This is a genomic window from Marinomonas epiphytica, from assembly GCF_054780655.1.
On sequence record NZ_BAAGVX010000033.1, the window covers coordinates 87,021 to 107,195 of the forward strand.

At 44.0% G+C, this 20,175-nt stretch carries 19 protein-coding genes; 16 read left to right on the forward strand and 3 right to left on the reverse strand.

The genetic code is table 11. The features are described 5' to 3' along the window. Positions 1-6: 6 nt before the first annotated feature. The 8 genes from accC (at position 7) to ACYVGZ_RS10715 (ending at position 9,805) form a co-directional block, all read left to right on the forward strand. Positions 7-1,347: an acetyl-CoA carboxylase biotin carboxylase subunit gene (gene accC, locus ACYVGZ_RS10680; RefSeq protein WP_460755121.1), complete on the forward strand. Its 1,341-nt coding sequence runs from the start codon at positions 7-9 to the stop codon at positions 1,345-1,347. Positions 1,348-1,461: 114 nt separating this feature from the next. After that, complete coding sequence (gene prmA, locus ACYVGZ_RS10685; protein ID WP_460755124.1) at positions 1,462-2,352, forward strand: 50S ribosomal protein L11 methyltransferase; 891 nt, start codon at positions 1,462-1,464, stop codon at positions 2,350-2,352. 32 nt (positions 2,353-2,384) lie between these two features. After that, positions 2,385-3,626 carry a zinc-ribbon and DUF3426 domain-containing protein gene (locus tag ACYVGZ_RS10690; RefSeq protein ID WP_460755127.1) on the forward strand — a complete coding sequence of 414 codons (1,242 nt, stop codon included), beginning with the start codon at positions 2,385-2,387 and terminating at the stop codon, positions 3,624-3,626. A gap of 151 nt (positions 3,627-3,777) precedes the next feature. Continuing rightward, on the forward strand, positions 3,778-4,767 hold the full coding sequence (gene dusB, locus ACYVGZ_RS10695) for a tRNA dihydrouridine synthase DusB (RefSeq protein WP_460755129.1): 990 nt from the start codon (positions 3,778-3,780) through the stop codon (positions 4,765-4,767). Positions 4,768-4,791: 24 nt separating this feature from the next. Beyond that, positions 4,792-5,100 (forward strand): DNA-binding transcriptional regulator Fis, encoded by a 309-nt coding sequence (gene fis / locus ACYVGZ_RS10700; RefSeq protein ID WP_460755132.1) that lies wholly within the window; start codon positions 4,792-4,794, stop codon positions 5,098-5,100. A gap of 76 nt (positions 5,101-5,176) precedes the next feature. Further along, on the forward strand, positions 5,177-6,754 hold the full coding sequence (gene purH, locus ACYVGZ_RS10705; protein ID WP_460755135.1) for a bifunctional phosphoribosylaminoimidazolecarboxamide formyltransferase/IMP cyclohydrolase: 1,578 nt from the start codon (positions 5,177-5,179) through the stop codon (positions 6,752-6,754). A 33-nt stretch (positions 6,755-6,787) separates the two neighbouring features. Continuing rightward, positions 6,788-8,077 (forward strand): phosphoribosylamine--glycine ligase, encoded by a 1,290-nt coding sequence (gene purD / locus ACYVGZ_RS10710; RefSeq protein ID WP_460755138.1) that lies wholly within the window; start codon positions 6,788-6,790, stop codon positions 8,075-8,077. Positions 8,078-8,311: 234 nt separating this feature from the next. Then, positions 8,312-9,805: a methyl-accepting chemotaxis protein gene (locus ACYVGZ_RS10715; RefSeq protein WP_460755140.1), complete on the forward strand. Its 1,494-nt coding sequence runs from the start codon at positions 8,312-8,314 to the stop codon at positions 9,803-9,805. 47 nt (positions 9,806-9,852) lie between these two features. On the opposite strand, the gene ACYVGZ_RS10720 is transcribed toward ACYVGZ_RS10715, so the two are convergent. After that, positions 9,853-10,104: a hypothetical protein gene (locus tag ACYVGZ_RS10720; RefSeq protein WP_460755143.1), complete on the reverse strand. Its 252-nt coding sequence runs from the start codon at positions 10,102-10,104 to the stop codon at positions 9,853-9,855. A gap of 22 nt (positions 10,105-10,126) precedes the next feature. On the opposite strand from ACYVGZ_RS10720, the gene ACYVGZ_RS10725 reads away from it, so the two are divergent. Genes ACYVGZ_RS10725 through pdxH form a run of 4 tightly spaced genes read left to right on the forward strand, consistent with a single transcriptional unit; the run spans position 10,127 to position 14,136 of the window. Then, positions 10,127-12,463 carry a 7TMR-DISM family protein gene (locus tag ACYVGZ_RS10725; RefSeq protein WP_460755146.1) on the forward strand — a complete coding sequence of 779 codons (2,337 nt, stop codon included), beginning with the start codon at positions 10,127-10,129 and terminating at the stop codon, positions 12,461-12,463. Between the two features lie 44 nt (positions 12,464-12,507). Continuing rightward, positions 12,508-12,849: a histidine triad nucleotide-binding protein gene (locus ACYVGZ_RS10730; RefSeq protein WP_460755149.1), complete on the forward strand. Its 342-nt coding sequence runs from the start codon at positions 12,508-12,510 to the stop codon at positions 12,847-12,849. Positions 12,850-12,859: 10 nt separating this feature from the next. After that, on the forward strand, positions 12,860-13,492 hold the full coding sequence (gene coq7 / locus ACYVGZ_RS10735) for a 2-polyprenyl-3-methyl-6-methoxy-1,4-benzoquinone monooxygenase (RefSeq protein WP_460755152.1): 633 nt from the start codon (positions 12,860-12,862) through the stop codon (positions 13,490-13,492). A gap of 2 nt (positions 13,493-13,494) precedes the next feature. Next, positions 13,495-14,136 (forward strand): pyridoxamine 5'-phosphate oxidase, encoded by a 642-nt coding sequence (gene pdxH / locus ACYVGZ_RS10740; protein ID WP_460755155.1) that lies wholly within the window; start codon positions 13,495-13,497, stop codon positions 14,134-14,136. Between the two features lie 3 nt (positions 14,137-14,139). Here the strand turns inward: pdxH and ACYVGZ_RS10745 are convergent, their stop codons facing one another. After that, the gene (locus ACYVGZ_RS10745) at positions 14,140-14,703 is read right to left on the reverse strand and encodes an alpha-ketoglutarate-dependent dioxygenase AlkB family protein (RefSeq protein ID WP_460755158.1); all 564 of its coding nucleotides are present in this window, start codon (positions 14,701-14,703) and stop codon (positions 14,140-14,142) included. 15 nt (positions 14,704-14,718) lie between these two features. On the opposite strand from ACYVGZ_RS10745, the gene ACYVGZ_RS10750 reads away from it, so the two are divergent. From ACYVGZ_RS10750 to yfaE, 4 genes are all read left to right on the forward strand, one after another. Continuing rightward, on the forward strand, positions 14,719-15,444 hold the full coding sequence (locus ACYVGZ_RS10750) for a heparan-alpha-glucosaminide N-acetyltransferase (RefSeq protein WP_460755161.1): 726 nt from the start codon (positions 14,719-14,721) through the stop codon (positions 15,442-15,444). 299 nt (positions 15,445-15,743) lie between these two features. Beyond that, the gene (gene nrdA, locus ACYVGZ_RS10755) at positions 15,744-18,008 is read left to right on the forward strand and encodes a class 1a ribonucleoside-diphosphate reductase subunit alpha (RefSeq protein WP_460755163.1); all 2,265 of its coding nucleotides are present in this window, start codon (positions 15,744-15,746) and stop codon (positions 18,006-18,008) included. Between the two features lie 116 nt (positions 18,009-18,124). Then, entirely contained in the window at positions 18,125-19,258 is a 1,134-nt protein-coding gene (nrdB, locus tag ACYVGZ_RS10760) for a class Ia ribonucleoside-diphosphate reductase subunit beta (protein WP_460755166.1), read from the forward strand. A 2-nt stretch (positions 19,259-19,260) separates the two neighbouring features. Then, on the forward strand, positions 19,261-19,536 hold the full coding sequence (gene yfaE, locus ACYVGZ_RS10765; RefSeq protein WP_460755168.1) for a class I ribonucleotide reductase maintenance protein YfaE: 276 nt from the start codon (positions 19,261-19,263) through the stop codon (positions 19,534-19,536). Between the two features lie 30 nt (positions 19,537-19,566). Here yfaE and ACYVGZ_RS10770 read toward each other — a convergent pair whose 3' ends face one another. Continuing rightward, the gene (locus ACYVGZ_RS10770; protein ID WP_460755171.1) at positions 19,567-20,172 is read right to left on the reverse strand and encodes a CDP-alcohol phosphatidyltransferase family protein; all 606 of its coding nucleotides are present in this window, start codon (positions 20,170-20,172) and stop codon (positions 19,567-19,569) included. Positions 20,173-20,175 lie beyond the last annotated feature (3 nt).

Here is a 20,175-nt window from a genome sequence, read left to right on the forward strand (position 1 = left end):
TTCACCATGCTAGATAAGGTATTGATTGCAAACCGAGGCGAAATTGCATTGCGTATTTTGCGCGCTTGTAAAGAACTCGGTATCAAAACCGTTGCGGTTCATTCTAAAATTGACCGCGACTTACTTCATGTTCGTTTAGCCGATGAATCTATTTGTATCGGACCTAACCCTTCATCTGAAAGTTATCTTAATATTCCTGCGATCATCAGTGCCGCAGAATTAACAGATACTTCTGCGATCCACCCAGGTTACGGTTTCCTAGCAGAAAACGCAGATTTTGCTGAACAAGTAGAAAACTCAGGCTTTGCTTTCATTGGCCCGCGTGCCGAAACAATTCGCCTAATGGGTGACAAAGTTTCTGCCATTCACGCCATGAAAGAAGCCGGCGTACCAACCGTTCCTGGTTCCAATGGCCCAGTGCCAGAAGACCCAGAAGAGTGTTTGCGCGTGGCTCGCGAAATCGGCTTCCCTGTGATCGTTAAAGCTGCCGCTGGTGGTGGTGGTCGTGGTATGCGCGTTGTTCACAACGAAGGCAGCCTATTAAAATCGATCAGTGTGACTCAATCTGAAGCAGGTTCTTACTTTGGTGACAGCACGGTTTATATGGAAAAATTCCTACAAAACCCTCGTCACGTTGAAGTACAAGTACTTGCTGATGGTCAAGGTAATGCCGTTCACCTATACGACCGTGACTGTTCATTACAGCGCCGTCATCAGAAGGTGTTGGAAGAAGCTCCAGCCCCAATGCTTGACGAAGAGTCTCGCCAAGCTTGTCTACAAGCTTGTGTGGACGCTTGTATTAAAATCAATTACCGCGGTGCAGGGACTTTCGAATTCTTATACGAAGACGGCCGTTTCTACTTCATTGAAATGAACACCCGTGTTCAAGTAGAGCACCCTGTAACAGAGATGGTAACGGGCGTTGACATTGTTAAAGAGCAATTACGCATTGCGAGTGGCTTACCACTGTCTTTAAAACAAGAAGACATCAAGCTTAACGGCCATGCGGTTGAAGCGCGCATTAACGCTGAAGACCCTAAAACCTTCATGCCAAGCCCAGGTAAGGTTGATTACTTCCATGCCCCTGGCGGCATGGGCGTACGAGTAGATTCACACCTATACAGTGGCTACTCTGTTCCACCTACATATGACTCCATGATTGCCAAAATCATTTGTCATGCCCCTGACCGTACAATGGCTCTTAAGCGCCTTTCTGTCGCTCTAGACGAAACTTTCATTGACGGCATCAAGAGTAATATCCCACTGCAGAAAGATTTGGCAGAAGACGCCAACTTTATTGCAGGTGGTGTCAACATTCATTACCTTGAGAAAAAACTTGGTCTATAAGCACTAAGTAACAGTCCCTAGTGAAGTTTTTCACTAGGGACTGTTAATTTCTACTCGCGTCTACTCGCAAGCTTCGCTATCCTATTCTTGTTTTCACCTGCTGGATTTCATTTTATGCCTTGGCTTCAAATACGCATTCACACCTCACCCGACCATGTTCCCTCATTTGAGGATACCCTGTTGGAATGCGGTGCTTTAGTCGTTACCTTCGAAGATGTTTATGACGACCCAGTTTATGAACCAGACCTGAATACGACACCACTTTGGCAACACACCAAGGTGACTGGCCTATTTGAGGCAGATGCCGACATCGAAAAAATTCGTCCGGTTGTCATGCACCGTGCGGAAACCTTAGGCGACCATGACATCAATCTGAAGATTGAAATTTTAGAAGACAAAGATTGGGAAAGAGAGTGGATGGACTCATACCATCCTATCCAGTTTGGCGAACGACTTTGGGTTTGCCCAAGCTGGCGTGAAGTACCTGAACCGAATGCCGTTACCCTAATGCTCGACCCAGGCCTTGCCTTTGGCACGGGAACACACCCGACCACGGCTTTATGTTTAAAGTGGCTTGATAGCATAGATTGCCAAGACAAAACTATTATCGATTACGGTTGTGGCTCTGGTATTCTTGGCATTGCAGGCTTATTGCTGGGAGCAAAGCAAATGGTGGGGATCGACATTGACCCGCAAGCAGTCGAGGCGACGCAAGCCAATGCTGATCGCAACCAAATTGACCCAAGCCGCTTAGAAGTCAAACTGCCTCCTTATGAAAGTGACCTTCAGGCAGACATAGTGGTAGCCAATATTTTAGCCGGCCCACTGGCTCAATTAGCACCTACCATTTCGGCACTGGTTAAACCAGGTGGACAGTTAGCCCTTTCAGGCATTCTGGCTAGCCAAGCAAACGAAGTAGCCGATGTATACAAACAATGGTTTTCTTTAGAGTCCATCGCTGAATCCGAAGAGTGGGTTCGCATTGTTGGCACCAAAAACTTTTAATCTGTTAATAAACCAAGGAAGTATTTGTCTCCATGAGCACCAGCTTAATTACCCGTTGCCCAAAATGTTCCACCGCATTTAGAGTGAGCGACGACATGCTAAGCATGGCCAAGGGGAAGGTACGCTGCGGACAATGCTTCCATATTTTTACTGCTCAAGATCATCAGCTACCTGAAGTAAAGAGTAGCCCACAGAACCCTAAACCCACTCCTGCTAAAAAGGCCACGCATACTGCAACCTCCCCAAAGGCTGCAACCGCTAAAGCCACGTTCCTCCAGCAGGATGACTTAGAAGACCTTGACTTACCCGTCAATCCAGAGTGGCTTGACACCTTGTTTGACGATGAAGAACCAAAACTGGCGGATAACAAAAAACCTGCGAGCAACACCAAGCCTGCTAAGAAGAGCCTCTCAACTTCTCCATCCCAGCAAGAAACACCCAAGAAACAAAAAAATAGCTCGGCGTCCAAAACCACCAGTCCGTCAGCACATGACGAACCTGCCCCATGGGAGTTAGAACTAGCAGAGGTGGAAGCCGCCCTCAGTAGCCAACCTATTAGTTCAACGGCCCCAGCCAAACCTAAGGTTCAGCCTAAAGCTAAACCAGCTGAAACACCAACAGAGCAAGAGCAGCCTGATTACATGGTGGCCTTGCAATCTCTTGCCCAAACCGCTTCAGAGCAACAACCTAAACCTGCGGGTCAACATTCAGCCCTTGAACAGTTGTCGGCCCAGCAAAACCTTGCCCCTTTATTAGAGGAAGAGCCTAAAAAAGTTAAGAAAAAGGGCCTCACTTGGCTTTGGCTAACCGGAAGCTTAGCGGGCCTACTTTTACTAGCAGGCCAGGTCACCATGCATTTCTTTGAGCAAGGTAGTAACTCCGCAACTTTTCGCGGTCTGTATCGGACCATTTGTACGTACACTGGCTGCATTTTGCCCGCCTACGAAGATGTCAACGCCATCAGTATTCAACATGTTCGCATTCAAAGCCACCCCTCTCAAGCCAATGTACTGTTAGTTAACGCTATCATCACTAACAACAGCCCTTTTTCTCAGGCGATGCCAAACATGGCGTTAGAGTTTTTCGATCTTAATGGGGCACCGGTAGCGGCCCGTTTATTTGCTCCAAACAACTACCTACATAAAGATTTCTTAGACATTACTTATATGCCACCGAATACCCCCATCCATGTGGTAATCAGCATTAAAGACCCTGGTGCTAATGCGGTGACTCATCAATTGAAGGCATTGCCGGCTAACACTCAAGCCTACTGAGTGTTATTTTGCAGATAAAGTGAAAAAGAACAAAAAATAGTCAGTTTTTTACCCTGTCAAGACTTCAAAAACAACAAACGCCTAGGTATCATTCACGCCCGCTCGACAGTGTCGCAGATCTTTAATATTAGATTCAGTTTTCAGGAACATCATGGCTTTTGCTATCGGACCGTACCAAATCGATAATCCTGTAATTCTTGCCCCTATGGCAGGTGTTACCGATTTGCCGTTTCGTCGTCTCTGCCGTGAGCATGGCGCAGGTTTAGTGGTATCCGAAATGGTGACCTCTGACGTTCGCTTATGGAACTCAAGCAAAAGTCGTCATCGCTTAGTGCATGACAGTGAAGTCTCACCTCGCTCAGTACAAATTGCAGGTGGTGACCCTGAAATGATGGCTCAAGCAGCCCAACAGAATGCGGAGTTAGGGGCACAAATTATTGATATCAATATGGGCTGCCCTGCTAAGAAAGTCTGCAATAAAGCCGCAGGCTCTGCGCTGTTGAAAGACGAAGCCTTGGTTCGCGAAATATTAGAGTCCGTTGTTAACAGCGTTAATGTGCCAGTGACTCTAAAAATACGCACTGGCTGGAGTCACGACCAAAAAAACGGTCTTAATGTGGCTAAAATGGCTGAAGACATTGGTATACAGGCTTTAGCTGTACATGGCCGTACTCGTGAGTGCAAATTCAAAGGGGATGTAGAATACGATACCATTGCCGAAATCAAACAAAACTTGAGTATCCCGGTGTTTGCTAACGGTGATATTAAAGACGCTCAAACGGCAAAATTTGTTAAGGACTACACAAAGGCAGACGGTTTAATGATTGGCCGTGCCGCCCAAGGTCGCCCTTGGATTTTTAACGAAATCAATCATTACCTACAAACCAATGAAATCCTTCCTACTCCTTCTTTTGAACAGATTAAAGAGATGGTGTTAGGCCACGTTAATAAGCTACACAGCTTTTATGGGGATTATCTTGGTGTGCGCATTGCACGTAAACATGTAGGTTGGTATTTACAGACATTAGCAGACAAAACGTCATTTCGTAGCCGTTTTAATCGCATTGAAGATGCGCAACAACAGCTCGAAGAAATAGATTCTTTTTTTATCCGCTTAAGTGCGGGTGAATTGATAACATAGTGCGTATTTATTACGTACCAATAAATGATTAGCTTTAAACTAGAAGGTCAATCTGTGGTAGAACAAACTCTTACTCAAACGCTTCAAGCGGCTTCTTCAGAACAATCACAAACATTGCGTGATAATGTAGAAAAAGCGTTGCAAAATTATTTCTCTCATCTCGATGGGCAACCAGTCACCGACTTGTATCAATTGGTCTTGGCTGAAGTGGAAGCGCCATTACTTGAATCCGTTATGAGCTATACCAAGGACAATCAAACCAAGGCCTCAACCTTGTTAGGTTTGAACCGAGGCACGCTGCGTAAAAAACTGAAGCAGTACGGCATGTTGTAAATAAAAAAGGGCTTTTGTGCCCTTTTTTCGTTTTATCCCTTTGTTAATTTAGTGTTAATCAATTGCGAGAACCAAAATGGCAGACTCAAATACAGTAACTCCTATCAAAAGAGCCCTAATCAGTGTTTCGGACAAAACCGGCATCGTTGACTTCGCCCGAGGCCTTGTCGACCTTGGCGTAGAAATTCTTTCTACTGGCGGTACCTATAAATTACTAGTAGACAATCAAGTAGCTGCCACAGAAGTTTCGGATTACACAGGTTTTCCTGAAATGATGGATGGGCGTGTCAAAACACTTCACCCTAAAGTACATGGTGGTATTCTTGGGCGCCGTGACATTGATGGCGAAATCATGTCACAACATGGCATCAATGAAATTGACATGGTGGTCGTGAACCTTTACCCGTTTGAAGCTACCATTGCTCGCCCTGATTGCGACTTACCTATGGCCATTGAAAACATCGACATCGGTGGCCCGACCATGGTTCGTTCAGCAGCAAAAAACCACAAAGACGTGGCGATTGTTGTCGACCCAAGCCATTACGAGAACATTTTAAGCGCCATGCAAGCACAAGGCGGTCTTACTTTTGATGCTCGCTTTGACCTAGCTGTACAAGCGTTTGAGCACACTTCTCACTATGACGGCGCCATCGCTAACTTCTTGGGTAAAAAAGTTCCTGGCGGTAGTGAAGACTTCGCTCGCACTTTCAACTTGCAATTCAACAAGCAAGAAGAAATGCGCTACGGTGAGAACCCTCATCAAAAAGCCGCTTTCTATGTTGAAGCAAACCCACAAGAAGCCTCTATTAGCACTGCAAAACAGTTACAAGGTAAAGCTTTATCTTATAACAACATCGCCGATACTGACGCCGCACTTGAGTGTGTTAAGTCTTTTGAGCAAGCCGCTTGTGTCATTGTAAAACACGCTAACCCTTGTGGTGTTGCTACTGCAAGCAGTCAGCTAGAAGCCTATGACCTTGCCTTCCAAACTGACCCTACTTCTGCATTTGGTGGCATAATCGCTTTTAACCAAGAGCTGAGCGCAGACACGGCGCAAGCCATTATTGATCGCCAATTTGTTGAAGTTATTATCGCTCCTAGCGTTAGCCCTGAAGCAGCAAAAATTGTCGCTGCCAAACAAAACGTGCGCCTATTAGAATGTGGCCAATGGTCTGCAGACAAGCCTGCCGCTCTTGATTACAAACGTGTTAATGGCGGCCTATTGGTACAAGACCGCGACGACGGCAGCATCACACTGGATGACCTTAAAGTTGTTTCTAAGCGCCAGCCTACAGAAAAAGAGCTGAACGATTTATTATTCGCTTGGAAAGTCGCAAAATTTGTTAAATCCAATGCCATTGTGTATGCCAAAGATGGCCAGTCTATCGGTATTGGCGCAGGCCAAATGAGCCGTGTTTACAGTGCTAAAATTGCTGGTATCAAGGCGGCTGATGAAAATTTAGAAGTAGCAGGTTCGGTAATGGCATCGGATGCCTTCTTCCCATTCCGTGATGGTATTGATGCAGCGGCTCAGGCAGGCATTTCTGCTGTTATTCAGCCTGGCGGCTCAATGCGCGACGAAGAAGTTATTGCGGCGGCTGACGAAGCTGGCATGGCGATGGTCTTCACTGGCATGCGCCACTTCCGCCACTAAGTTAGATATTCAACCATAAAGGATGAGCAGATCATGAAAGTTCTTATTATTGGTAACGGCGGGCGTGAACACGCCCTTGCTTGGAAAACAGCAGAATCTGCTGATGTAGAAATCGTTTATGTTGCACCCGGTAATGCGGGCACGCAAATGGAAAATAAGGTCGAAAACGTAGATATCGGTGTTACTGATATTGCAGACCTAGTTGCTTTCGCCAAAGAAAAACAAATCGATCTAACGATTGTTGGCCCAGAAGCTCCGCTAGTGATCGGTGTAGTGGATGCATTTGAAGAAGCAGGTCTGGCTATTTTTGGCCCTAGCCAAGCAGCCGCGCAGCTTGAAGGCTCTAAGGCCTTCACCAAAGACTTCTTAGCTCGACACAATATTCCGACGGCATTTTATGGCAATTTCACCGAAATCCCACCCGCCGTAGAATACATTAAGCAACATGGCGCACCAATTGTGGTAAAAGCTGATGGTCTAGCGGCTGGTAAAGGCGTGATTCTGGCCCAAACGGAAGAAGAAGCCATTGCTGCTGTGGAAGACATGCTAGAAGGCAATAGCTTTGGCGATGCTGGTAGCCGAGTAGTGATTGAGGAGTTTTTGTTTGGTGAAGAAGCCAGCTTTATCTGTATGGTCGACGGCGAAACCGTCTTACCTATGGCAACCAGCCAAGACCATAAGGCTCGCGACAATGGCGACAAAGGCCCAAACACTGGCGGCATGGGTGCTTACTCCCCTGCCCCTGTGGTAACACCAGAAATACATGATCGCATTATGAATGAAGTAATTATGCCAACTGTGAAAGGCATGAATGCGGAAGGTAACCGTTACCGCGGTTTCTTATACGCTGGAGTGATGGTGGCTCAAGACGGTACACCTAAGGTTCTAGAATATAACTGCCGCTTCGGCGATCCTGAAACTCAACCTATTATGATGCGCCTACGCTCTGATCTTGCCAAGATGTGCCTAGCTGCCGTGAATGGTGAGCTAGACAAGGTTTCGGCTGATTGGGACCCTCGTGCAAGCTTAGGTGTTGTATTAGCGGCTGGCGGTTATCCTGCAAGCTATGCCAAAGGTGATGAGATCACAGGCTACGATGTTGACTTACCAAGTCACCAGAAAGTTTTCCAAGCTGGCACCAGCATCAAAGAAGGCAAATTGGTCACCAATGGTGGTCGCGTGCTATGTGCCGTTTCTCTTGGGGACACTGTCGCCGAAGCTCAAGCTGGCGCTTATGATGTTGTAAAGCAAGTGACTTGGGACAAAGTCTACTTCCGTACGGACATTGGCCATCGCGCTATTTCCCGCGAACTCGCTAAGTAATATAATGCCCTCGTAGCTTCTGCTACGAGGGCATTTTTTTCCTTCAGCTCTTCCAATATCATCCTCAAACACTTTTACAAGCTTAAATAATCATTGCCGCATCTGGTTCTAAATTCTCCTAATCTAAAGCCTCACAAGCCTCACTCATTTGATTACAAAAATTATACAGTTCTACAACAATCAGTCGTGTTACTCTTCGCCCTTATCAGCTTCCCCGCTTTATAAGGATATCTAATGTCAAGTTCTACTCATTCCCTTAAGACCGACCTTTTCGTCTATCGAGCTTTACTGATTCAAGCTCCTATCCTTTTGCTTAGTGGTTCTGTCGGTGAAGCTCTTTTTCAATTCACCCTAGTAAGCTCACTGATTTTCATTACGTGTGTGCAAGCCTGCTACAGCCTATTTAAAGGTACTCGCACTTTTTCTATCCTTGCTGGTATTTTAATGATGATAGCTTCCAGCCTATTGATTCAAAGTCAGCTAGGGCTTGTGGAAATGCACTTTCATATTTTTGCTTCAATGGTGCTTTTTTTGATTTATCAAACATGGCAGCCTATTTTAGCGGCCTTGTTGACTACAGCGGCTTACCATATCGGCTTTATGTACGTGCAAATGGCAGGTGTGCATTTAGGGGACATGCCGATCAAAGTCTTTTCAGGCCACCACAGCATGAACATAATGATCGTACATTGCGTTTTCGCTGCTTCAGAAGCCGTTTTGCTGTGTTTCATGGCCAACTTGATGACCGCTCAATCTAAAGCCAATACCAATATTGCTAACGCCATTGAAGAGATATCTGACAACAACAATTTATCTATTCGCATTGAAAAACCAACTTCCCATGCTGAGCAATCGTTAAATAACCTATTAGAACGCTTATCTGAGTTATTTACTGATTTCCAACTAATCGCTCAACAATTAGGCCAATCCAGCGACGAAATTAAAGCAGTCAGCCATGAGACAGGCCTAAATGTTCAATCAAGTAAAAGCTTCTCCTTAGAAACTGCAGCAGCGACTGAAGAAATGTCTCAATCTATGAAGTCCGTGAGCGATAGCAGTGAGCAATCTGCTCTGATTGCCGAGCACTTACATGACAACACAGTGAAAGACAAAGGTGTTTCTTTAAGCATCATGCAAGACATGGAACTACTCACTCAAGACACAGCTCAGGCCGCGGACTCATTGCAAACTCTAAGGGGAGATGTTGACTCAATTAATCAACTTTTACAGGCCATCCGCAGTATTTCCGAGCAAACAAACTTATTAGCCTTAAATGCTGCGATAGAAGCAGCCAGGGCTGGTGAAACAGGCCGAGGCTTTGCTGTGGTGGCCGATGAAGTACGCGCGCTTGCCCAACGGTCTGGAGATACAACAGATGAGATTGAACGGGTACTGGAAAAACTTAATATCAGTGTTGGAACTACCGTTAAATCCATGGAAGCAAGTAAGAACCGCACCAACGCAAACGTGCAATCTGTGCTGAGTATTTCTCAGAGCTTAGAAGAGCGCTCCAATGACGTAGACAGTCTTTCTCAGCACAGTAAAGTCGTTGCTGAAAATACCGCTGAGCAAAACATCGTTATGCAATCCATCAGCGAACAAGTGAGCAAAAATGCAGAGGAAATTGAAGGCATTGCGAATCAGATGCAGGTACTAATAAAAAACACCCATAAAATAGATAATGTGACCAAGGAATATCAAGAAAAAGCCAGTATTTTTACTGTATAGCGGTAGCTTAAAAGAAGTGCGCCAGCCACATTAAGCTGGCGTGCTTGTTATGATTTAAGTTGCTTTTCTTTCTTATCGAGCCATGCCTTGAATACCCGACCAGCTTCCAGCACTAATAAACCAAAAATGACACCTCCCATCCAATCTAAGGACAATAAAAAGCCTATTGCGATGAGCATGCCATAGCCATATAGCAGGTTTAAGCGTAATTCAGGTTTCCTTTTACGTGCCAACCAAGTAATCGCCAATAATAAGATTCCAAAGTAAAGATAATACTCTACTAAAATTGGATATAGCATTCTGTCCCCTATCTAGTTAATAATGATAACCTTGTCTTACCATGATCGGACTAGCACTTTGTTATCACGTTTAATTTTACTCTTTTTACTCTGCCTCTCCAACTTAAGCTTTGCTGCAAATAAGATTGCGATTATTGACGATGAGCACAACGCTTTTAACATTGGTCAGAGTGGCGACTACTTTCTTGATAACAGCGGCCAATTATCCCTAGAAGACATCCAGTCAGATAAATACAACCATCAATTTCGTCCTCTAAGCCATGATTTTTTACAGTTCGGCATACCACAGGGGAACATATGGCTACGCTCTGACTTGGCCATTCGAACAACCTATGATGTTCCCGTTTTGCTAGAAATAAACGCCTTACGTTTAAGGCATTTAGAGGTGTATTTACCAGCGGTATATGGCAACCAAAAGATACGGGAGTTACGCCAGTCCCCCTATTTAACTGCCCAGTTTACACAACAGCCTTACTATCAATTCTTGATGCCGAATGCTACTCCGGTAATACATACCGTATATATTAAAATGGCGTCTCAATTACCCATAAATACCAGCATTTCTTTTAAAACCCTACCTTTAGCAGATAAAGATCAACACAATAACTATATTGTCTCTGGCCTCTTGATTGGTGTGTTGTTTATTTTACTACTCACTAATGTGTTTCTCTTCATCAAAAGCAAGCACCCCATGTATTTTGCTTATGGCACACTGATTCTCGCGGTAGCACTACTTCACCTGTCATTTCATGGACTACTAGCACAGTTTTTACCTATTTTTGCAGGCATACAAGAATCCATTTACAACTTTTCTTGCTTAGCTGCTGCGAGTTCTATTGTATTTTTTGCTCGCTACTTCATTAATACCAGAGACTCCTTCCCCTTGTTAGATAAACTCTTTCATTGGTGGGGAATTATGTTAATGATGCTGGCCTTTGGCTTTGCCTTAACGCCTGAATCACTGAACATCAAAATTCTATCGATTACGACTTTCAGTACTATGCTGTTTTTAGCCGTTCATGCTGTGGTTGCTGTCCTAAAGAATTTACCCTACTGCCATTATTACTTAATCACCCGACTCATTATCTTAATTGGCCACTTTAGTTGGCTAACTACTGCCTACGGGGTTTTACCGAATCACTTTATTTACTATTGGGGACTAACAGCCACCTGCATTATTGAAGCACTGATTTATTTTATTGCTGTATTAGCACGACAAAGCTCAAACCAGCCAAACCTATTACACAGTCAGGATTACTTAAAAACCCGAACTCATGGAGTACTTACAGACTTAGCGAGTCGCGTACGGCGTCATATTTTGGTTCTTGAAAACAGCCTTTCTGGATTAAAAGAAAAAAAGGCCGAAAGTGAAAAAAAGCATATGATTGCAATGGGTCAGGTTGCTACTGAGAATATTAAAAGCCTAATTTCCCGTGTCGACCAAATTAATGCTTTTCAACACGGCAGCTTAGATGAACTTGAGCAAACAGCCCAACTTGACCAGATCATTGAACGGGCACAGACGAATTTTCAAAAATTAGACCAAGATAACACTCAAGTAGAAATCCATTCCCATGATATTGAAAACGTGGAAATCCTTAGCCATGCAAAAGTCATTGAGCACTTCCTAAAAGTGGCCATACTAGAATTGAGGCTACTCACAGAACAAACTCTTACCATAAATATACAGCTCGTCGTCGCTGACAATACGGGCAAGGTGACCTTATCTATGATTTTTTCACCTGTACACAGCAAAGCCTTTGACGACAAAGGTAAGAATGACCTAGGCATGAGTTATTTACGCTTAATCACTCACTTTTTAAGGGGAAAAATTGAACCCCGCATGTCTAATGGAAAGCGTATCATTCAAGCTCAACTACCCGTTAACATCCATAGACATAAACCAGCCCCTCTTAATCGTCCACAAACCCCCTTCAATCTGCTTCTCTTAGGGCAAGAGGATGAGGATCTTCAAAAGGCGTTAACTCTCTTACAAAAACAACAAAGGGACATTATTCAATATACAAGTTTAGCTGAGCTAATCGGTTATTTGAGCCAAACCGACCAACGCTCTCACGGCACTATTGTGATTATCTTTGATAACGGCGGGCAAATACCTCATATTACGCAACAAAGAGTGCGCCCCCATATGCAACTGGGCGACCAATGTATTTTAATTACTGATAACATTAAAATTTCACACGATTATGCCAAACTACTTGGTTATGATGCCTTAATTAAGTATAGCGAGCTTGACAGCAAACTTAACCCACGAATTGAGAAACTGATTGATCGTGGCGACAAGTTAAAACGTGTTTATTTGTCTAGGGTCAAATCTTTACAACAAATCATCCCTTGATACTCAATGGAATGCACTGAATAATATAATCAAAAGGAGGCCTTATGGACTGTATATTTTGCAAACTCGTGCAGGGTGAAATCCCAGCCACTGTACTTTATGAAGACGATGATGTCATTGCATTTGAAGACATCATGCCGCAAGCACCGACACATTTTTTGGTGATCCCTAAACGTCATATCAGCACCCTAAACGATTTAACTGAAGAAGACGCGCCAGTGGTAGGCAAACTGCCAATTGTGGCTGCTAAAGTAGCGAAACAAAAAGGCATCAGCGATGCGGGTTACCGTGTCACCATGAACTGCAACGAAGACGGCGGTCAAACCGTTTATCACATTCATATGCACGTATTAGGTGGCCGTTCCATGACCTGGCCCCCAGGCTAAAGGAGCAAACATGCTATCTTTTATCGACAAAGGCATACTTCAACTCGATCGCGCTCTACAAACCCTAGTACCTAAAGCGGCTCAAGCACATCGAATCTCGCCTGCTGAATCTGTTACTAACGAAGCCATGACAGCCCAGCAAGAGCGCCATGCGGCTGGACTTATGCGTATCAATCATACTGGCGAAGTGTGCGCCCAAGCCTTATACGCTGGCCAAGCAACCACAGCCAAGCTCGAAACAGTACGCGAAGAAATGGAACATGCAGCTGAAGAGGAAATTGACCACCTAGTATGGTGCGAACAAAGGCTCTACGACCTCGGCAGTAAAACCAGTATTCTCAATCCGTTTTTCTATGGTGCTTCTTTTGTTATTGGTGCAGGAGCCGGCTTAATAAGTGATAAATTAAGCCTAGGTTTTGTAGCAGCAACGGAAGATCAAGTGTGTTTACACCTAGAAAAACATTTGGTCGCTTTACCTTCCCAGGACTTAAAAAGCAAAGCAGTGCTAACCCAAATGAATATTGACGAGGCAGAACACAAAGCCGCCGCCTTACAATCAGGAGGGCTGGTTTTCCCACAATCTGTCATGACATTAATGACCCATATTTCTAAAGCGATGACGCTGACTACTTATCGGATTTGATTATGAACCGTGACCTTCACTCTATTCGACGTGATTACCAATTTGAAGACTTACTAGAAGAGCAAGTGGGTTCAGACCCATTGGCATTATTTGATCAATGGTTAGAAAAAGCCATTGAGCTGTGTCCCGATGACCCTACCGCCATGATGCTCAGTACCGTTGATGAGTCCCTGCAGCCCCATGCTCGTATTGTACTTCTAAAACAAAGAGATCACAGCGGCTTTTCTTTCTTTACTAATTATAACAGTGACAAAGGCCAACAATTATCACTCAACAATAAAGCCTGCTTAACGTTTTTTTGGCCTGCACTATCACGCCAGGTAAGGATTGAAGGACAGATTGAAAAAACGACTAAGGAAGTTTCTGAAACCTACTTTGCTAGCCGCCCAAGAGGGAGCCAGCTTGCCGCCAGAGCGTCTAAACAGAGCCAGCAAGTGGACAATAGAGAAGCCCTTCAGAGCGCCTTCCAGGCAGAGGAAACACGCTTTGCAGACACTGCCGTGCCCTGCCCCGACAACTGGGGTGGCTATGTTCTAAAACCTAACTACATAGAATTTTGGCAAGGTCGTCCAAGTCGTTTACATGACCGTTTGTGTTTTGAGCAGCAAGCAGGCAGTTGGCAGCGAAGCCGTAAAGCGCCCTAAGGCTCAATCCGTTAGCAGGAGGCGAAAGGTTAGGCTTATTCGCTCCTGCATAACGCGTTTACGAACCGGCAAGCTGTGTTCCCAAAGCACTTGGGTTGAGGCTTCCATCACTAACCAAGAGCCCCCTTCTAACAATAGGCTATGTTTTATCTTGGGGTTCTTTTTCAAGCGAAACACAAAATCCCGACTTACTCCCAAACTCAACATAGCAACTTGTGGCGCTGGACCTAACACTCTTTCGTTATCGGCGTGCCAGCCCATGTAGTCTTCCCCATTTTGATACCAATTGAGCAATACACTATTAAACTCTTGACCAGCTAAAGCCTCTGCTTGATCTTTAAGCACCCGTAATTCATCAGGCCATCCGACGCCCCAGTGATCCTTACCACTGTAACGGTATCCTAAGCCTTTTTGGGCCACAAAAGCGACTTTCCTAGGAACAGCTACTTTCTTGCCAAACATGAGCAATTCTTCTTGCTGCCAGGACAATGTGCGTTTTAGGTAAGTAAGCCAGTCTTGCTCACTTGAGTGAAATTTTGAGTATCGGTATGATGGCTGTAACTTCATTAATTGACCTAATTCATGTCTGTTTCCACTCATAAACGCAGCCAGCTTTTAGACGCCTACCGAGGGCTTGCTGTATTGCTCATGATTGCTTTTCATTTGTGCTGGGATTTGCGCAATTTTGGCTTTGTTGAATATAACTTGTATGACCCTTTTTGGGTAAATTTTCGACGCCTTATTTTACTGATCTTCATTACAGCAATTGGCTGGTCCGCTTTTCTCGCTACCCAAAGCACTAAAAATCTTGCCTCTAATAAGCGACATTGGTTGAGAGAGGGTAAGCTTTTGGTTTGCGCTGCCGCCATTTCTTTGGTGACTTATTTTGCCTTCCCTGATCAATGGATTTATTTCGGTATCCTCCACTTTATTTTACTGGCTTCTATTCTGGTGAAGCCATTCTGTCGTTTCCCTATTGGTGCGAGTTTTATTGGCGCAGGGGTCGTTATGCTCTACCAACATACAGAGCTTCTGCACTTTCCTAATGCCTTTAATCTGATTAGCGAATACCTCCCCCTGCCTAGACGCACTCTTGATATTGTTTTTCCATTCCCCTGGCTTGGGGTAGCATTAATTGGTCCACTTTTAGGTTACCTAGGCTTACACCGGATCGCCCTCCCCCAACATCTGCTTAGTGATTTTTTGGCTCTTTTAGGTCGCCACGCTTTACCCATTTACCTGACTCATCAGGTCTTCTTATTTACGCTCGTTGCTGGGGCAAAAATGCTTCTTAACTGGCTTAGCTGATTGCTTTTTGTGCACTCGTTTTTACTCTAAATAAATATAAAAAAAATCCCAAAATAATTATTTTTAATATTGCCAAGCACCAAGTTTAAGAGTCATAAGGCAAGAAAGGTAAGTAACCACTTAGGCCTCTATCTAATTCGCAAAATAGACATAATTTCAAGTCTTGATTTTCCTTTTAATGAGAACTATTGTTCGTCACATCTTACGAATTATTACTACATCTAGTATGTAGATTGAGACCTACACACTAGATACAGTAGCTACCTCTTTTACACATTGCACTGATGGGAAGTTAATGCATGAGCACTATTACAGTGACCAAACGAAATGGGAAGACCGAAAAAATCAACCTAGAAAAAATCCATAAAGTCGTGACATGGGCCGCAGAAGGCTTAGAAAATGTTTCGGTTTCTCAGGTTGAATTAAAAGCGCAAATTCAGTTCTTCGAAGGCATTCGAACCACAGACATTCATGAGACTCTGATTAAGTCTGCTGCGGATTTGATTTCTGAGCAAACACCAGATTACCAATATCTAGCTGCACGCTTAGCCATTTTCCATCTACGCAAAAAAGCCTTTGGCGATTTTGAGCCTCCGCATTTGCAAAAGCATGTTGAGAATCTAGTGGCTCAAGGACGTTACGATGAGCACCTATTAAAAGATTACAGTGCCCAAGATTTCGACACTATGAATGGTTTCCTTGACCACTCTCGTGATATGAATTTCTCTTATGCTGCGGTTAAACAACTTGAAGGCAAGTACCTAGTTCAGAACCGTGTGACTGGTGATATCTATGAAAGCCCTCAGTTTATCTACATTTTGGTAGCAGCATGCTTGTTTGCAAATTATGATAAAGCAACTCGCCTTGACCTGATTAAACGCTTTTATGATGCCGTTTCACAATTTAAGCTGTCTCTACCAACACCTATTATGTCTGGCATCCGTACCCCAACTCGCCAGTTCAGTAGTTGTGTACTGATTGAATGTGGTGACTCACTGGATTCTATCAATGCAACCTCCAGCGCTATCGTTAAGTATGTTAGCCAACGAGCTGGTATCGGTGTCAATGCAGGAGCTATTCGTGCACTCGGCAGCCCTATTCGTGGTGGTGAAGCTTTCCATACCGGTTGTATCCCGTTCTATAAACATTTCCAAACCGCTGTAAAAAGCTGTTCTCAGGGCGGTGTTCGAGGTGGTGCAGCGACGGTCTTTTACCCGATTTGGCACTTGGAAGTTGAAAGCCTATTGGTTCTTAAAAACAACCGTGGTGTTGAAGAAAACCGTGTACGCCACCTAGACTATGGGGTGCAATTTAACCGCCTAATGTACCAACGTCTTATTAAAGGCGGTAACATCACACTGTTTAGCCCTTCTGATGTACCCGGTTTATACGATGCTTTCTTTGCTGACCAAGAAGAATTTGATCGTCTCTACACCATGTACGAGCGAGATGAGAGCATTCGCAAACAAAGCATTAAGGCATCAGAGTTGTTTACCTTATTCGCTTCAGAACGCGCTAGCACAGGCCGTATTTACTTGCAGAACGTGGACCATTGTAATACTCACAGTCCATTTAACCCGTCCCTAGCACCGGTTAAACAAAGTAATCTGTGTTTAGAGATTGCACTGCCGACCAAACCACTTAATCGTATTGACGATCCTGAAGGTGAGATTGCTCTTTGTACCTTGTCGGCATTCAACTTGGGGGCCATTGAAGACCTCAGTGAGTTAGAAGAGCTTTCTGAACTAATCGTTCGTGCTCTTGATGCACTGTTAGATTATCAAAACTACCCAATCCCTGCAGCACAACGCTCTACTGAGTTGCGCCGTACTCTGGGTGTAGGTGTGATCAACTATGCTTACTACCTTGCCAAGAATGGCGTACGTTACTCCGATGGCAGTGCGAATGAATTGACGCATAAAACATTCGAAGCCATTCAATACTTCCTATTGAAAGCGTCCAACAAACTGTCTAAAGAGTTTGGTCCTTGTTTAGCGTTTAATGAAACAACTTACGCTCAAGGCATTTTACCAATCGATAGCTACAAAAAAGAGGTCGATGCCGTTTGTTCTCCTGAACTCTTCTACGACTGGGAAAGCCTGCGTAGCGAGATTAAAGAACATGGATTACGTAACTCAACACTGACAGCATTGATGCCATCTGAAACCTCTTCACAGATCAGTAATGCAACGAACGGCATTGAGCCACCACGTGGTTTTGTATCAGTAAAAGCCAGTAAAGACGGCATTTTAAAACAGGTTGTTCCAGAGTTTGAACGCCTGAAAGAACAATACGAATTACTATGGAGCATTCCATCTAACGATGGTTACCTACAATTGGTAGGTATTATGCAAAAGTTTGTTGACCAAGCTATCTCTGCTAATACAAACTACGATCCACAAAAATTCGAATCACAAAAAGTGCCTATGAAGGTGATTTTGAAAGACCTTCTTACTGCTTACAAACTGGGTGTTAAAACTCTGTATTACCACAACACTCGTGATGGGGCAGAAGACAAACAAGAAGATATGGACGACTGTGCAGGCGGCGCTTGTAAGATCTAAAGTCGGATAAGCAATAACAAAGCCTCACTATGTGGGGCTTTAGTCTGTTTAACCTATCAGCTACAACATTTTAACCTTAGGCTAATTTGCCTAAATAGAAAGGAAAACACTACCTAATGAGTTACTCGACTTTCAATCGAAAACATTTTGATAGTACGAAAGAACCTATGTTCTTCGGGGAAAACGTAAACGTTGCTCGCTATGATCAACAAAAACACCCGATCTTCGAGAAACTTATTGAAAAACAGTTGTCTTTCTTCTGGCGCCCAGAAGAAGTGGACCTTTCAACCGACCGTAAAGACTTCTTACGTCTTGAAGCCCATGAACAGCACATTTTTTTGTCTAACCTTAAATACCAAACCCTGTTAGACAGTGTACAAGGCCGTTCACCAAACGTGGCTCTTTTACCCATTGTTTCTTTGCCAGAGCTAGAAACTTGGATTGAGACTTGGTCTTTTAGTGAAACCATTCATAGTCGTTCTTACACCCACATTATTCGTAATATTGTGAACGATCCAACTAAAATCTTTGATGACATAGTCACCAATGAAGAGATCACCAAACGTGCTGACAGTGTATCCGTTTACTATGACCGCTTAATTGAAATGGTAAACCTTTATAACACCATGGGAATGGGTACTTTTAATATACCAGGCAAAGGCGATGTGGAAATTTCCATGCCTGCGTTAAAAAAGGCACTGTATTTAACCGTGGCCTCAGTAAACGTACTGGAAGCCATTCGTTTCTATGTGAGTTTTGCATGCAGCTTTGGTTTTGCAGAACGTACTCTAATGGAAGGCAATGCCAAGATCATTAAGCTAATAGCTCGTGATGAAGCGTTACACCTTACAGGCACGCAACACATGCTTAACCTAATGGCATCTGGTAAAGACGACCCTGAAATGGCTCAAATTGCTGCTGAGTGTAAAGAGGAAATGTGTAACATCTTTATTGAAGCAGCAGAACAAGAGAAAGAATGGGCGGATTACCTCTTTAAAGACGGCTCCATGATCGGTTTAAATGCCCAGATTCTGGGCCAGTATGTTGAATACATTACCAATGTTCGTATGCAAGCCGTTGGCTTAGAGCCTCATTTCGAAACCAAACATAACCCTATTCCTTGGATTAACGCTTGGCTTGTCAGTGATAACGTTCAAGTAGCCCCTCAAGAAGCTGAAATCAGCTCTTATCTTGTTGGCCAGATTGATAACGACCTTGACGAGTCAGATTTTGACGATTTCGATATCTAATCATGACACCACCAGAAGATAAAATCTTACACAGGGTAAAACTGGGTAAAAAAGAAATTCTGGTCACAGAAGATGAACCCTTGCTCGTACAATTGGAACGAGCAGGGATTCATGTTGAATACCAATGCCGTGAAGGCTACTGCTCATCATGCTCTATTAAGCTCTTGTGGGGACAGGTAAGCTACCCTTTTGAGCCCCTTGCTTGGGTTCAAAGCGGCTATTTATTGGCCTGTTGTGCCATCGTCAAAAGTGACATTGAAATCGCCTTTTTCGATTAGTTTTCGATTAGCACTGCAAGAGCTCACAGGTTAACTTAGTGTTCTATAGGCTGCGTAAATACGTGTAATGGTGGTAATCCAGCAAATTACACCAAATCCATAGGCCAGTGCGACAAAATGCTCAGGCATCACACAAATCAACAGCAAAAAGACAATGGTTTCCGTACCTTCTGCTAGCCCACCAATAAAGTATAACGATTTTTTGCCATAATCGAGGCGTTCGATATTACGTTTTTCAGCCATAATCGCAAAGGCGAGAAAGCTACTTCCTGTCCCCATGAAAGAGAGAATCAAAAAGCTCGCAGCCAGAGCATTGTGCTCAGGGTCAGCTAGAGCAAAGCCAAAAATCACCCCAGAATAAAAAATAAAATCCAGTGTAATGTCCAAATAACCGCCCAAATCAGTTGGCCCTTGAACCCGAGCAACAGCTCCATCCAAGCCATCCATTAAGCGGTTTGCTAAAATCAGTACAAAGGCTAACTCATACCAGTTAACACTTAGGGCTGGGATTGATAAACTACCCAACAAGAAACCGACAAGCGTAATCTGATTCGCTTTAATTCCCTGATGATCAATCTTTTGCGCCAACTGCGCTAAGGGCGATTTCAGATGTTTAATAAAAAATCTATCCAGCATGGT

What these genes read in the sequence shown, in the direction of transcription:
- accC (WP_460755121.1), top strand. Translation starts at nt 7, where the DNA reads ATGCTAGATAAGGTATTGATTGCAAACCGAGGCGAAATTGCATTGCGT.
- prmA (WP_460755124.1), top strand. Translation starts at nt 1,462, where the DNA reads ATGCCTTGGCTTCAAATACGCATTCACACCTCACCCGACCATGTTCCC.
- ACYVGZ_RS10690 (WP_460755127.1), top strand. Translation starts at nt 2,385, where the DNA reads ATGAGCACCAGCTTAATTACCCGTTGCCCAAAATGTTCCACCGCATTT.
- dusB (WP_460755129.1), top strand. Translation starts at nt 3,778, where the DNA reads ATGGCTTTTGCTATCGGACCGTACCAAATCGATAATCCTGTAATTCTT.
- fis (WP_460755132.1), top strand. Translation starts at nt 4,792, where the DNA reads ATGATTAGCTTTAAACTAGAAGGTCAATCTGTGGTAGAACAAACTCTT.
- purH (WP_460755135.1), top strand. Translation starts at nt 5,177, where the DNA reads ATGGCAGACTCAAATACAGTAACTCCTATCAAAAGAGCCCTAATCAGT.
- purD (WP_460755138.1), top strand. Translation starts at nt 6,788, where the DNA reads ATGAAAGTTCTTATTATTGGTAACGGCGGGCGTGAACACGCCCTTGCT.
- ACYVGZ_RS10715 (WP_460755140.1), top strand. Translation starts at nt 8,312, where the DNA reads ATGTCAAGTTCTACTCATTCCCTTAAGACCGACCTTTTCGTCTATCGA.
- ACYVGZ_RS10720 (WP_460755143.1), bottom strand. Translation starts at nt 10,104, where the DNA reads ATGCTATATCCAATTTTAGTAGAGTATTATCTTTACTTTGGAATCTTA.
- ACYVGZ_RS10725 (WP_460755146.1), top strand. Translation starts at nt 10,127, where the DNA reads ATGATAACCTTGTCTTACCATGATCGGACTAGCACTTTGTTATCACGT.
- ACYVGZ_RS10730 (WP_460755149.1), top strand. Translation starts at nt 12,508, where the DNA reads ATGGACTGTATATTTTGCAAACTCGTGCAGGGTGAAATCCCAGCCACT.
- coq7 (WP_460755152.1), top strand. Translation starts at nt 12,860, where the DNA reads ATGCTATCTTTTATCGACAAAGGCATACTTCAACTCGATCGCGCTCTA.
- pdxH (WP_460755155.1), top strand. Translation starts at nt 13,495, where the DNA reads ATGAACCGTGACCTTCACTCTATTCGACGTGATTACCAATTTGAAGAC.
- ACYVGZ_RS10745 (WP_460755158.1), bottom strand. Translation starts at nt 14,703, where the DNA reads ATGAAGTTACAGCCATCATACCGATACTCAAAATTTCACTCAAGTGAG.
- ACYVGZ_RS10750 (WP_460755161.1), top strand. Translation starts at nt 14,719, where the DNA reads ATGTCTGTTTCCACTCATAAACGCAGCCAGCTTTTAGACGCCTACCGA.
- nrdA (WP_460755163.1), top strand. Translation starts at nt 15,744, where the DNA reads ATGAGCACTATTACAGTGACCAAACGAAATGGGAAGACCGAAAAAATC.
- nrdB (WP_460755166.1), top strand. Translation starts at nt 18,125, where the DNA reads ATGAGTTACTCGACTTTCAATCGAAAACATTTTGATAGTACGAAAGAA.
- yfaE (WP_460755168.1), top strand. Translation starts at nt 19,261, where the DNA reads ATGACACCACCAGAAGATAAAATCTTACACAGGGTAAAACTGGGTAAA.
- ACYVGZ_RS10770 (WP_460755171.1), bottom strand. Translation starts at nt 20,172, where the DNA reads ATGCTGGATAGATTTTTTATTAAACATCTGAAATCGCCCTTAGCGCAG.